Origin of the sequence: Micromonospora sp. L31, assembly GCF_052068075.1 — a bacterium.
In the GTDB taxonomy this organism is placed as follows: domain Bacteria; phylum Actinomycetota; class Actinomycetes; order Mycobacteriales; family Micromonosporaceae; genus Micromonospora; species Micromonospora purpureochromogenes.
The window spans coordinates 95,315-107,879 of record NZ_JBQHDC010000016.1 but is presented as its reverse complement, the minus strand read 5'-3'; the positions used below and the strand labels follow the sequence as shown (position 1 = coordinate 107,879).

Genomic DNA, 12,565 nt, shown 5'->3' with positions numbered 1-12,565 from the left:
CACCCCTCCTCACATCCAGAGTGAACGATCATCACGTCCCGAGGACACGCCCAACATCATTTTGTTAGGGGCTCTTAGGAAGGGGCTAGCGCTTCCTCGGCTCCCGCTGTTCACTAGCTGCGCAAACGCCACCCGGTCGGTCGCCGCTGTCTGTGATCATTCCGCGCATAGTCCGGATCTTCTCGTGCCACGTGTCGGTGGTTGTTGAGCGGCGGGTGTTGTCTCTGCCGCTGCACGATTCCCTAGATCGACACGCTAGCCTCGCTGGCAATCGCCGAGCTGGAGGTAGCTAGTGACCAAGTGGAGCCCGCGCCGGCGCTGGGCTGTGGTCGTCGTAGTGACGGTAGTCGCGGTAGCCGCGGGTGTGGTCACGATCGCCTGGGTCCAGCGCATCGCGTCGCCGTGGCCGGCAATGGCCGGCACTCCGCATGAGATTCCGCTCGGATCGGATGGCTGCCCGGTCATCGAGGAGCGGCATCAGTTCGTCGACGCCCCTGGCCCGCTCGTGCCGCCCGGCGCTACGGAGGTGTTGCTGTGCACCACACCCACGGCGCTGCATGTCCAGCGTCCCGGGGTGGCGGACCCGCCGCATCAGCGGGTGCTGCGTGCCGGTGCCGCCGACTTCGCCGCGCTGCTCAACCAACTACCCAACCACAACGAGGCCTGGCGGCAGTGGCAGCGGCGACACAGCGGATGGTGGCCCGATGCCGCCCCAGAGCCGATCGGCGAGGCCTGCCTCCTAGTCGGATACAGCCACGAGCACTCGTTCGTGCTGCGCTACCCGGACCGGCCACCGGTGCCGCTGATCTACACGTGCGGCGGCCAGGCGGGCGGCCTCACGTCGGGTACTCGGACCCGAATGGACTACACCAAACCACACCTAGTGGACGAGTTCCTGACCCTCTTGCAGCAGCAGTAGCCCATCGGTCGGAACGTACCGCGACTGCTCAGCTCGTACTTCGGTGCTGTACGGCGACCAGGTCGAGACGAGCTCCGACCCCGCTGGGGGGATGCGGACCGGAGTTGTCGGCTGCTGCGGACCCGTATCGGATCATGTCGAAGAGCAGTTGAGCGCCGTCGTCGTTTGACGTTCGGCACCGACCCGAATCAGGTGTTGTGCTGCCTTCTCGCTGCCTCGCTGCTGCCCGATCCCTTGCCTACGTCCGCGCACGTCTGTCACCTCGGTCAAGCGTCCGCGGGCTGTCGTCCCGGTTGCTCACGACTGGTTCCGTTGCTGTCGAGCCCAGTGGCTGCCGTCTGGAGCGCAACTATGGTGGTCGGATGCCGCCGCCCATGGTCTACCTGCTCGTCGGCCTACCTGGTTCGGGGAAGTCAACGTATGCCCGCAAGCTTGAACACGATGGGGTGCTGCGGCTGTCCGTGGATGAGCAGATGATCACGCGCCACGGACGGCTCGGGAAGGACTACCCGATAGAGCAACACCTGGACCTGCTAGGTCCCGTTGTGGACGGGGTTCGGCGGCAGCTCATCACGGCGGTTAAGACCGGCCGTTCGGTCGTTCTCGATCACGGACTCGGGCGACGCAGTGAGCGTGACGAGTACAAGCAACTCGTAACAAGCCTCGGTGCGACGTGGCGCCTGTTGCACTTCCATGTCGATCGAGATGAGCTGCTACGGCGGCTGGCAGCCCGCAACGAAGACGCTGAGTACGGCGTGATCGACCCGGAAGTCCTGGACTGGATCGCCACGACGTCGGAGGAACCGCACGACGAGGGCGAGGAGATCTTCCGGCCCGCTGACCTCGATGATCCGGTACGACTGCCAGCCCAAGCCAGACGGAAAGCATGAGGGTGAGTTGAAGCGGAACTTAGACGGGCGCTCGCGTGACCTGCGGCGACCCGGTCGGCTGGCTGGTCGCGCCGTATCTTGGGCTTACGCTGTTAGTGGCTGGTTGCCGACGTTTCACGCTGTCTTGTGCCCCGTGTGTGCCCCGGAAGGCTTTTTGGCCCCCAATCGGCCGAGCCATCGACGCGCATTCTCCAAGCCCACTTCGTTGTCGGCTGCGCTCGTGATTCCGGTCAGATCGTCGTCAACAATGCGGCGGGCGAAGTAGTCAGCCTGCACCGCCCCGCGAAATCGCAGCATGGCCAGCAAGCCGTGTTTTACCTCGGCGCGCGTCATCGTCTTGCTCTCTAGGTATGCCTCTACCAGGTAGTCGGCGTTATCGATACCTCCGACATACATCACTGCCGACGCGAGGTCGTACAACAGCGGACCGCTCATCGCGATACTCCAGTCGATCAGTCCGCACTCTCCCGTCATGCGGTCGAGCCGGAATGCCTCTGGAGCCGGATCGGTGTGTAACAGACCCCACGACAAAGACCCGAGTTCAAGCGCCTCGTACTCCGCCAGGGCGGCCGCGACTGAGGGTTGGACCCAAGGACGGACTGCCAGATGTGGTGCCTGTGCATCGACCCAGTGAAACCGGTCGGCATCGTTGATCTGCACGCTTCTTAGTGCTGCGTGCACACGTGCCAGGGTTGCCCCGATCAGCCGTTGCTCGTCCGGGCTCCTGCCGAGCAGCCCGCTCCCTGGGACCCAGTTCAACAACCCGAGCGGCACTCCGTCGACATCGGCGAGGAGGCTTCCGTTCCTCGTCACTACCGGGGTGCCCGCCGGAACGCCTGCCATCTCGACATGAACCGCGACCTCAAGGCCGCCCATGAAGGACCGCCGCGATCCCGGCGCAACCGCCTTAGCTACCCACCGCTCGCCGCCCTCGGAGACGAACCACGTCGCCGAGTTCATTCCGCCGTTGTGCACCTGAACCGCCGCGTCCGCCAGTCCCCAATGGGCCGCGAGACACGCACGCAGCTTCCCGTTACCGATCAACAGCAAGAGTCAAACACCATCCACCGCAACTGGCTACGAACTTATGACCTCACCGCGTGCGCACCTCGCCATCCTCACTGCCTGCCATCGACCCGCCCTCCTGGGGAGCGGGCCGCCGCCCGGCCCGCCACGTCAAGCGGACCTTGACGCAGGTTCGGACGCTGGCGGGTCGGGCGGTGGTCTGCTCGGCTTGCCCGGGTCGATGGCAGGCGGGATGGCCTACCGCAACGACCCACGGACCGTGACCCGCCGGCGCAGCCCCGGTCATCCTGGAGCCGGAGCGCCCCCGCCGGAGGCGCCCTAACCGCAACCCCGCCACCGCCGCCAGCTCGCCGACGAGGCCGGCGTGCGCTTTCCTACGCCGGGCGGGCTCGTGGCCGCGCGGCCCGGCCGGCTGCCGGCCCACCACCACCCGGTCAATGCTGCTGTCGTTCTGCGGCGGCCCTCCGGGCTCTCCCGCTCTCCGCGCCAGCCGCCGGGCGTCAGGCGTGACGGCCGCAGAGCGACAGCGGCAGCGGCCGGCGCGCGCCCAGGCGGCGGCGCGTGCGGCCCGTTGCGGGCCGCCTTGAAGACGTACAGAAACTTTGAACAACTCCGCCGGCAAGCCGCCGGCAAGCCGCCTGTCCCGTGACGGGACAAATTGGTTGCCGGCGCGTTGGTGAGAACTTTCTGTACGTCTTCAAGGCGGCCCTTGACGGGCCGCACGCGCGCAACTCCGTTTGTTCCGGCAGCGTCCGACCGTGCGTCAAGGCCCGCTTGACGTGCGGGGCCGGGCCGGCTCGGCCCCGGCCTGCTGGCTACCTCCCGCCGGCATCGGCCGGGCCGGCCGCACCCTCGCGTGCGTGATTCAGCCGGAGGCAGCGACGGGATCGGACGATGCTCGACAGGGCAGATTCACTGAAGCTCGCAGCCACGGAGCGTCACGGAGGCCACGTAGGTTTCCGAAGCTCGATCGCCGGTTACCGGAAAGTCATATTCGGCGCGGTACGGCTTCGTCCTGCCAGCGGTAGAGGTCGCGCAGCAGGGAAATCTCGGCGCCGTGATGGATCAGCTCCCTGTTGACGTGCAGGACGATGCCCTCCATGGGAAACCGCTCGGGACCCACCGTGGGCGGATTCTCCAGGTCAGCGTCCGAGAGCTCGCGGACCCCCGCGTTCCATCTCCCATACATCTCATCGAGCTGTTTTAGCGCCTCGTCAGCGGTCCCCGCGTAGGCAAATGTCTGGGAGCCGACGTCCTGGCCGCCGAAGTGCCATCCGACCCGATAGCCTAGGCAGGAGACGATGATGTGCGCCAGCCGCCAGGCAATCGTGGTCACCGGCGCCGGCGCCGGCGCCGGCGCCGGGTCAGGGGACGCGGAGTCCATCGTCCATTCCCCCGAACCTGCCGACATCGGTGCGGCCGACGTGCCACGTGGGCGGATGCTCCAGCAGCCGCGCACCGGCTCCCAGAAGTACTCCTCATCGGCAAGACCGTGCAGCCGCGGCCGCAGGTTCTTGTGCCAGTGCCGGTCCAGCTGGTCCGCGAGTCGCTGGCTTCTTGTCATTTCCGCACACTACATACAACGGAGACCTGGCTGCGGCCCTCGCGGACGCCGTCGCCGGTCGTGGGCCGCGAGAGCGTACCGCACCGGGAGGTGACGCTGGGGGCTGATGTGCCCTTCGGGCCGCGCCGCCGCGAGCGGCTGTTTGACATTAACAACCCGTTCCTTCACACCGAAAGAGGTCAGCCCTTTCTATCGACGGTGACGAGTGCGTTACCACTTCCCTCGCCACCACACCGCTAGCATCCCCACGAGCCCTACGAGGACGACACATCCCAGCCCAGCGCAGAGTATGAGGGTCGCGCCGGCAAATGCTCCACTGTCCACGGCCGGACTCTAGCTTGCGGGCAGGATCATGCCCGATCCGTGCCCGATGCAGCGGTCAACAGGGGTACGACTCGATACGGCACAGGCCCGTCAACTGACGTTGCGTAGCCGTTGGCCGGGTCAGGTGGTCACCGGTGGTGTAGATCAACCTGACTTCCAAACTGGCGGTGCGATTGCGGCGCGCAGCACTTGGGTTCAGGCAAGGTCGCGTGCCGTCCCGGCCACTGCTGACCGGAACCCAGGCGGAAGGGTCGACGCGACGACGGCCGCCGCCTCCCGTGCGTTGACTCCTTCGGCCACTAAGGTCCCGCCAGGAGTGACTACCCGAAAGCGGTTTCCATAGGTGGGCTCGATATGCGGCACATCGGCAGAGTATGGGTAGCCGGTGCAACGGCTGAAGCGCAGCGTGTTGAGGCTCAGGAACGGGAACAACCCCCGCAGTACCGGTTGACCTGCGGCCGCTTGGACGGCCGGTCGCACCAGATCCGGCGCGCTGTCAAGAAGCAGACGCCATTTGACCTCGACCGCCGTCCCGCGTTCATGTGCGAGAGCAAGCTCCCCCACGTTCATGAACGGGTAACGCTCCCGAACCTCCGCCAGCATCGCGCCGCCACACCAGAAGGCCAGCAGCCCCGCTGTCACCCCCAGGTTCCCAGTTGCACCTCCGGACAGGCACACCCCCTTGCTCCACAGCTGGCTGCTGAACGCCCGTACCTCCGACGCCATGACAACACTGGCGATTCGATCAGCTCTTGCCACGCGCGCACCGACGTTGATCCAACCAGCCTGCTCCGTTGTTAGGCCGTCGAGATCCAAGCCGTCCCGCTCCGCCAGAGCGTGGAGAGCTGCGGCAAGGCTGCCGAACGCGGCGACGTCCGGATAGATCTGTTCGGGTACCGGTGCTGGCATGCGCAACATCTTCTCCCAGGGCTGGCTGTGCAGCCATTGGTACAGCCAAGCCGACCGACGCAGGCCGGGGGAGAGCCGCACCGGCCGACGAGCCGTGCAGGTCAGCGACGATGGCCGACGCGGGCCGACAGACCGCGCGATCTTTGCAAGGCAAGGGTTAGGGGTTCGAGTCCCCTGGGCTCCACCAGCACTTTTCCTTGGTTGATCTCGATTCCGAGTACAGCCATTCGTACAGCCAACCGGTCACGCCGTCTCCTCCTCGCCCAGCACTCGATCGATGGCCGAGGCTGCCTGACGAGCCCGCGCGGGCAGGACGTGGCCGTAGGTGTCGGCCGTCATCCGGATCGTGGAGTGCCCGAGCAGCTCCATCACCGTGCGCAGCTCCTCGCCCTGGTCGAGCAGGAACGTGGCGAAGGCGTGCTACGTGTTCGTGTGCCTGGTGGAGAAGGCCCCGAGCCCTTACCCGGGGTCCGAGGCGCTCGCTACGTGACGAACTTCTATGTCACCCCAGAGCAGCGCAACCGCGGCCTGGGCAAGGCCCTCCTTGATGAGGTGAACCGCTATGCGCGCGCTCACCACCTGGACACGTTGATCGTGTGGCCATCCGAGCTGAGTGCTCCCCTATACCGGCGCAGCGGCTTCGATGGACCGGGCGAGTTCCTCGAACAGCCCGTGGCGCCCGTGCCAGAACCCACCTCGCTTTTGGCCTCGGTGGACAGGGCGGAGCAGTAAGCGGCCCGCAGATCGTGCCGGGGTGCCAAGCGTCTGGTGGGCCGCCACTGGCAAGCATGTCCTGTGACGGGAAACCCGGCCGATCGGCCGATCGGTAGCAGTTGCCGAATTGGGCTCTATCAGATCAAGGCGCCGCGCAAGCGCGGCGCACCGGGCGGGCTGCGGTGCGCTGCTGGCGGCCTCCGGCCGGCATCGCGCGCCGCAGCCCGCCGCACCAAACGACGCTGTCCAAGTGCCCGAGGCCGGCAGCTGTGGCGCCGCTACCGTGAGGCCCATGACAACCTTTGAGGCGGGCGCAACGGCCATTGACATCCTGCTCGCTGGCGCCGCTGTCGCCTTGGTCGGGTGCGCTGCCTGGGTGGTTTTCCACAGCCGGCGCGCGTCTACGATTCGGCTGTTCGGGCGGACCTTGCATCACCCCCGGCTGTGGGCCGCAGGGGCAGCATGCATGGGCTTTTACGCTCTCCTGGGGCTAGGAAACCTCACGGAGGTCACGCCCAGCACTTGGCGTACTCCGAGCCGGTGGACCGGCGCCGTGCTGTTACTGGCCGCATTGACCCTCATGGTCACCTACTCGGTCCTTGAATACCGCGCCAGGCGTCGGAATGGTCGTGAGCAGCAAGTTGGGCCGTGACGAGCGCCAGCGGGGCCGCCGACGTCGATGTCAGGGCGCTCGGCTGCCGCGCCGCTCTAGTGGGCCGTGTACTCGGCGAGCACGGCCGCGAGGTGGCGCTCGCCGACGATGAGTATCCGGTCGGTGCACTCCCGGCGTACGGTGCCCACCCATCGTTCAGCGAAGGCGTTCGCCCGGGGTGCCTGCGGTGGGGTCTTGATCACGTCGATGCCTTCGGCGGTGAACACGGCATCGAAGACCGCGGTGAATTTCGTGTCGCGGTCGCGGAGCAGGAACCGCAGCCTTGCCGTGCGTTGGTCGAGGTCCATCAGTAGATTTCGTGCCTGCTGGGCCACCCAGGCGCCGGTCGGATGAGCGGTCACCCCGACGACGTGGACTTGGCGGGTGGCGATCTCGACGAGAAACAGCACGTAGATCCGCTTGAGCAACACTGTGTCGACAGTGAAGAAATCGCAGGCCAGGATCGTGTGGACCTGGGTGGTCAGGAACTGCCGCCAGGTCGGTCCGGACTGTCGCGGTGCCGGGTCGACCCCGGCCTGGTTGAGGATCTTCCACACCGTGCTGGCCGCCACCGGGTAGCCCAGGCCGACCAGTTCACCCTGGATGCGGCGGTGCCCCCACGACGGGTTCTCCGCCGCGAGTCGCAGCACCAGGTCGCGGACCTGCTTGTCGACCGGTGGCCGGCCCGGCCGGGCATGCGGGTACGTCCATCGTCGGGCAACCAGTTCACGGTGCCACCGCAACAGGGTCGCCGGGGTGACGAAGAACGCTGACCAGCGCGGGCGGGGCAGCAGCCGCGACAGCACCGCGAGCACCACCCGGTCGCCGGTTCGAGGTCGGGGTGGGTCACCTGTCGGCGCAGCACCGCCACCTGATGGCGGAGCACCAGGATCTCCACATCCTTGGCCCCATCGTCACGGGCGATCTGGGACAACATCCGCAGGACCTGGCGAAGCAGCAGGTACACCAACGACGCGCTCATGCCGACGAGCATGACGGCTGCGCAGGGCTCGAGCTCGCACAGAACCGCACTTCAGACGGCCGAACCGAGTATTCGAGCCCCACACGGCGGCGGCGTAGCCCTTGCGGACGTAACACCCGGTGTCGGCACCGGCCGGTCTCGACACTCAGCGCGGCGGTACGGGGCCGGTCGAGTCGCGTACCACCAGGGCGTGCCCGGTCGCCCGGCGCCGGGGGCGGGTCGAGGGGGGCTTGAGCGCGAGGGTGAGCGCCATCCGCCCCATGTCGGTCATCGGCAGCCGGACGGTGGTGAGGCTGGGTGCGAGGTCGGCGGCGACGGAGATGTCGTCGAAGCCGACGACCGACATCCGCTCGGGCACGGGGACGCGGTGCGCGCGGAGCGTCGACAGCACCCCGATCGCCATCGCGTCGTTGAGCGCGATGATCGCGGTCGTCTCCGGGTGGTCGCGCAGGATCTGCTCAGCGGCCACCCGACCGCCGTCCCGGGTGAAATCGGAGTGGACGACGGGGAGGCTGTCGAGGGAGAGCCCGCGCTGTCGCAGGGCGGACGAGACCCCGGCGAGCCGGTCGGCGACCGTGGTGAGTCCCGCCGTGCCGGCGGCGACCGCGATGCGCCGGTGCCCGAGCTCCAGCAGGTGCTCGGCGAGCGCCCGGCCGCCGGCCTCGTTGTCGGGCCGCACGGCGTCGACGCCGAGCGCGTGCCGGCCGATGACGGCGACCCGGCCGCCGAGGCTCTGGAACTCCGACAGCTCGGCCCGCGCCTCGGCCTCCACCCGGGGGTCGTCGTAGCCGGACCCGGCGATCAGGATGATCCCCACCCGCTGCGCGATGAGGTGGCGCAGCTGCCGCAGCTCGGCTTCGGGGTCGCGGCCGGAGTGGCAGATCTGCACCAGCAGCCCCTCCTCGGCGGCGACCTGGATGACCCCACCGGCGATCTCCGAGAAGTACGGGTCGTCGACCTGGTGGACCACCAACCCCACAGTGGAGCTGGCGCCGCCGGCAAGGGTGCGGGCGTACGGGTTGGCGACGTACCCGAGCTCCCGCGAGACCTGCCGGACGCGACTGGCTACCTCTTCGCTGACGCCGTCCCGGCCGGAGAGAGCGCGGGACGCGGTCGCCAGCGAGACCCCGGCGCGCTCGGCCACGTCGACGAGGCGCAGTCTCGGGCCAGGCTTGGGCATTCGGCAACTCCCCAGAAACATCCATGTCATCTGACTATTGCTAGTGACGCGTAACACAGCCTAGTCTACGAAAGCGCTTCCGTAAGCGCTTCCGTCCCGGCAAAGGAGCGTCACGGGATGACAACCCGTTTCAGGCGAATGCAGTGGATGACAGCCCTCGGCGCGACGATGACGCTTGCGCTGGGGGCCTGCAGTGGCGACGGCGGCGGCGGATCGGCCGCCCCCGATGAACCGATTGTGATCGGGATCTCCCTCCCGCTGACCGGAGACTTCTCCGAGCCGGGCAAGGGTGTCCAGCGCGGTTACGAGGCCTGGGCCAAGATCATCAACGACAAGGGCGGCCTGCTGGGCCGCAAGGTCGAGCTGAAGATTCTCGACGACCAGTCCAACGCGGACCGCGTGGTCGCCGACTACGAGCAGCTCATCGGCAAGGACCAGGTCGACTTGGTGGTGGGTCCGTTCTCGACCCGCCTCGTCGTGCCCGCAGGCCGCGTGGCCGAGGAGTACGGCATGCTCTTCGTCGAGCCCGCGGGCGCGGCGAAGCAGGTCTTCGAGCAGGGCTTCAAGAACCTGTTCTACGCCGCCCCGGCGGTGGCCAACGACCACTACAACCACCTGGCCGAGTACCTCCTCGCGTTGCCCGCGGACCAGCGGCCCAAGACCGCGGCGTACGCGGCCATGGACGACCCGTTCGCGCAGGGCACAGCGTACGGGCTGAAGGAGAAGCTCGAGGCGGCCGGCATCCGCACGGTCGTCAACGAGGTCTACCCGCCGAACACCACCGACTTCGGCAGCATCGCCGCGAAGATCGCGGCCTCGAAGGCCGACATCCTGGTGGGCGGCTCGCAGTACCAGGACGGCGTCAACCTGATCGTCGCCCTCCAGCAGCTCAAGTACCAGCCGAAGCTCGCCGCATTCTCCACCGCGCCGACGAACCCCGAGTTCGCCAAGGCCATCGGCAACAAGACCGAGGGGATCCTTTCCCCGACCGGCTACACCCAGAAGGCGCCGTACCCGAGCAACAAGGAGTTCGTCGAGAAGTACACGGCGCAGTTCGGCTCGCCGCCGGAGGAGGACGAGGCCAACGCGTACACGACCGGCCAGGTCGTTGCGGCGGCGGTCACCGCCGCCGGCTGCGCCGAGCAGGGGGACTGCCAAAAGAGGCTGGTCGACTGGGTACGCAAGAACACCGTGGAAACGGTGGTCGGCCCGCTCTCCTGGGACGAGACGGGCAAGCCCAAGGGCGCACACATGATCCAGCAGTGGGTGGGCGGCCAGATCCAGATCGTGCTGCCGGCCGACGCCAAGGAGACCGAGTTCGTCTACCCGAAGCCGGCCTGGTAGCCAGATGCCATCCGGTGCCCTGCTCTTCCAGAGCATCATCCTGGGTCTGCTGCTGGGAGGGCTCTACGCCCTCCTGGCGGCGGGCCTGACCCTCTACTTCGGAATTATGCGAGTCGTGATGATCGCCCACTCGGCGTTCCTCATCCTCGCCGCCTACCTCGCCTGGTGGTCCCACTCCCGGCTGGGCGTCGACCCGCTGCTGTCGATGATCGTCACCGTGCCGCTCTTCTTCGGCTTCGGGGTGACGCTGCAACGGCTGCTCCTGGCCCGACTGCGCCCGGTCACCCTGACCATGATGTCGGTGCTGTTGACGTTCGCGATAGCGGTTCTCATCGAGGGGCTGCTCGGGTACGTGTTCAGCGGCACCCAGCGGCGCATCCAGCTCGGCTACGGCGCGGCGAGTTTCGGGCTCTTCGGGGCCCGCATCGCGGTCGTCAAGCTGATCGCGTTCGGCCTCGCCGCCGTCGCCCTGCTCACCCTCTACCTGCTGATGAAGAAGACGACGTTCGGCTGGGCGCTGCGGGCGACCATCCAGCACCGCGACGCCGCCCGGCTCATCGGCATCGAGACCGAGCGGGTCGCCGGGTACGGCTTCGGGATCGGCCTCGCCACCGCCGCGGTGGGCGGCACCGCCCTGGCCCTCGACACCACCATCTACCCCTCGCTGCACTGGCACTGGATCGGCCCGCTGATGGCCATCATCGTGGTGGGCGGGCTCGGCAGCGTACCCGGGGCCGCCATGGCCGCCATGGTGCTCGGCCTGATGCAGAGCCTGCTGCAGATTCCACTGGGTACGACCTGGGCGCAGACGATCTTCTACCTCGCCCTGTTCGCGACCCTGGCGTTCCGGCCACAAGGATTCTTCGGAGGTCGCCTTGCCCAGCGCTTCTGAACCGACCACGGCGCCGGCGGCGAGAACAGCGGCAACAGCGACGGCGGCGGCGCGCCGGCCCATCGGCCGGATCGTCCAGGCGGTCGCGGTCCTCGTGCTCGCCGCCGCGGTGCTGTCCTTCCCGTCCCTGGCGCCCAACCCGTACATCCTGTCGGCGGGCATCGTGGTGCTCAACTACGCGGTGCTCTCCACGTCGTGGAACTTCGTCGGCGGGTTCACCGGCTACATCTCCCTCGGTCACGGGGCGCTGGCCGGGCTGGGCGGCTATTGCACCGCCCTGCTGGTCACGAAGGCCGGGCTGCCGAGCTTCGTGGCCCTGGTGGTCGCGGCACTGCTGGTGGCCGCGCTCGCCGTGCCGATCGCCTTCGCGGCGCTGCGGGTGCGTGGCGCCTCGTTCGTGATCGTGTCGATCGCGCTGGTGCTGATCCTGCTGCTGGTCTTCCAGAGCTGGGCTTCGGTCACCGGTGGGTCGCGCGGGCTGGTGGTCCCGCGGCCGTTCCCCGGGCTGCTGCGCCCGGAGCACCACCGGGTCTTCTACTTCCTCTTCGCCGGTCTGCTCGGACTCGCGCTGCTGGTCTGGTGGCTCATCGACCGCTCGCGGTTCGGCCTCGGGCTCAAGGCGATCCGGGAGGACGAGGACAAGGCGGAGGCGCTGGGCACGCCGACGTTCGCGTACAAGCTCGTGGTCTTCGTGGTCTCGGCGGGGTTCACCGCCCTGGCCGGTGGGCTCTACGCGCTCTGGTTCGGCGACCTCGACCCGGTCTTCCAGTTCTCCATCCTCACCGGCTCCTACATGGTGCTGATGGCGCTGCTCGGCGGCGTCCGGCACCTGTTCGGCCCGCTGGTCGGCGCACTCGTGGTCGGGACCGCGCTGGAGTACTTCAAGGTGGAGTTCGGCAACACGCCGCTGCACCTGGTCGCGACCGGCCTGCTGCTCGCCCTGGTCGTGCTCTTCATGCCCGACGGCGTCCTGCCGGCGATCGGCGGGCTGCTCAACCGGATGCTCCGGCCGGCGCAGAGCTCCATCCGCGAGGTCACGGCCGGGCAGCTCCGCGACCAGCGGGCGGCGGGTGCAGGTACGCCGGCGGGAGCGCGGGAGCCGGTCGACGCGGCGGCGGCCACCACGGGGGGTCGCCCGGAGCCCACCAAGGAGCGGGCATGAGCGAGCG

The 12,565-nt window shown here is 68.1% G+C and carries 11 protein-coding genes and 1 pseudogene; 6 read left to right on the top strand and 6 right to left on the bottom strand.

Annotated features, from left to right (window positions below; translation table 11 throughout):
- The first annotated feature begins 292 nt into the window (after positions 1–292).
- Both ACTMS9_RS28735 and ACTMS9_RS28730 read left to right on the top strand, forming a co-directional pair.
- Positions 293–919, top strand: a complete 627-nt coding sequence (locus ACTMS9_RS28735; protein WP_441166469.1) for a hypothetical protein — start codon at positions 293–295, stop codon at positions 917–919.
- 362 nt (positions 920–1,281) lie between these two features.
- Positions 1,282–1,809 carry an AAA family ATPase gene (locus ACTMS9_RS28730; protein WP_441166468.1) on the top strand — a complete coding sequence of 176 codons (528 nt, stop codon included), beginning with the start codon at positions 1,282–1,284 and terminating at the stop codon, positions 1,807–1,809.
- A 114-nt stretch (positions 1,810–1,923) separates the two neighbouring features.
- On the opposite strand, the gene ACTMS9_RS28725 is transcribed toward ACTMS9_RS28730, so the two are convergent.
- From ACTMS9_RS28725 to ACTMS9_RS28710, 4 genes and pseudogenes are all read right to left on the bottom strand, one after another.
- The gene (locus ACTMS9_RS28725; protein ID WP_441166467.1) at positions 1,924–2,859 is read right to left on the bottom strand and encodes a phosphotransferase enzyme family protein; all 936 of its coding nucleotides are present in this window, start codon (positions 2,857–2,859) and stop codon (positions 1,924–1,926) included.
- 964 nt (positions 2,860–3,823) lie between these two features.
- Positions 3,824–4,399, bottom strand: a complete 576-nt coding sequence (locus ACTMS9_RS28720; RefSeq protein ID WP_441166466.1) for a DinB family protein — start codon at positions 4,397–4,399, stop codon at positions 3,824–3,826.
- A gap of 519 nt (positions 4,400–4,918) precedes the next feature.
- On the bottom strand, positions 4,919–5,632 hold the full coding sequence (locus ACTMS9_RS28715; RefSeq protein WP_441166465.1) for a DUF6193 family natural product biosynthesis protein: 714 nt from the start codon (positions 5,630–5,632) through the stop codon (positions 4,919–4,921).
- 243 nt (positions 5,633–5,875) lie between these two features.
- Positions 5,876–6,040, bottom strand: a pseudogene (locus ACTMS9_RS28710) (site-specific integrase); the annotation flags it as partial.
- Here ACTMS9_RS28710 and ACTMS9_RS28705 point away from each other — a divergent pair.
- Positions 5,984–6,364 carry a GNAT family N-acetyltransferase gene (locus ACTMS9_RS28705; RefSeq protein ID WP_441166464.1) on the top strand — a complete coding sequence of 127 codons (381 nt, stop codon included), beginning with the start codon at positions 5,984–5,986 and terminating at the stop codon, positions 6,362–6,364. The pseudogene ACTMS9_RS28710 and the gene ACTMS9_RS28705 overlap by 57 nt on opposite strands.
- A 690-nt stretch (positions 6,365–7,054) precedes the next feature.
- Here the strand turns inward: ACTMS9_RS28705 and ACTMS9_RS28700 are convergent.
- Positions 7,055–7,804 (bottom strand): helix-turn-helix domain-containing protein, encoded by a 750-nt coding sequence (locus tag ACTMS9_RS28700; RefSeq protein WP_441166463.1) that lies wholly within the window; start codon positions 7,802–7,804, stop codon positions 7,055–7,057.
- A 321-nt stretch (positions 7,805–8,125) separates the two neighbouring features.
- Positions 8,126–9,160 carry a LacI family DNA-binding transcriptional regulator gene (locus ACTMS9_RS28695; protein ID WP_377606397.1) on the bottom strand — a complete coding sequence of 345 codons (1,035 nt, stop codon included), beginning with the start codon at positions 9,158–9,160 and terminating at the stop codon, positions 8,126–8,128.
- Positions 9,161–9,397: 237 nt separating this feature from the next.
- Here ACTMS9_RS28695 and ACTMS9_RS28690 point away from each other — a divergent pair, with 237 nt between their 5' ends.
- Genes ACTMS9_RS28690 through ACTMS9_RS28680 form a run of 3 tightly spaced genes read left to right on the top strand, consistent with a single transcriptional unit; the run spans position 9,398 to position 12,558 of the window.
- Complete coding sequence (locus tag ACTMS9_RS28690; RefSeq protein ID WP_441149409.1) at positions 9,398–10,504, top strand: amino acid ABC transporter substrate-binding protein; 1,107 nt, start codon at positions 9,398–9,400, stop codon at positions 10,502–10,504.
- A 4-nt stretch (positions 10,505–10,508) separates the two neighbouring features.
- Complete coding sequence (locus tag ACTMS9_RS28685) at positions 10,509–11,396, top strand: branched-chain amino acid ABC transporter permease (RefSeq protein WP_441149410.1); 888 nt, start codon at positions 10,509–10,511, stop codon at positions 11,394–11,396.
- A complete protein-coding gene (locus ACTMS9_RS28680) occupies positions 11,380–12,558 on the top strand; it encodes a branched-chain amino acid ABC transporter permease (protein WP_441166462.1) in 1,179 nt (392 codons plus the stop codon). The genes ACTMS9_RS28685 and ACTMS9_RS28680 overlap by 17 nt, the downstream gene beginning before the upstream one ends.
- The last annotated feature ends 7 nt before the right edge of the window (positions 12,559–12,565 follow it).

What these genes read in the sequence shown, in the direction of transcription:
- ACTMS9_RS28730 (WP_441166468.1), top strand. Translation starts at nt 1,282, where the DNA reads ATGCCGCCGCCCATGGTCTACCTGCTCGTCGGCCTACCTGGTTCGGGG.
- ACTMS9_RS28695 (WP_377606397.1), bottom strand. Translation starts at nt 9,160, where the DNA reads ATGCCCAAGCCTGGCCCGAGACTGCGCCTCGTCGACGTGGCCGAGCGC.
- ACTMS9_RS28715 (WP_441166465.1), bottom strand. Translation starts at nt 5,632, where the DNA reads ATGCCAGCACCGGTACCCGAACAGATCTATCCGGACGTCGCCGCGTTC.
- ACTMS9_RS28720 (WP_441166466.1), bottom strand. Translation starts at nt 4,399, where the DNA reads ATGACAAGAAGCCAGCGACTCGCGGACCAGCTGGACCGGCACTGGCAC.
- ACTMS9_RS28685 (WP_441149410.1), top strand. Translation starts at nt 10,509, where the DNA reads ATGCCATCCGGTGCCCTGCTCTTCCAGAGCATCATCCTGGGTCTGCTG.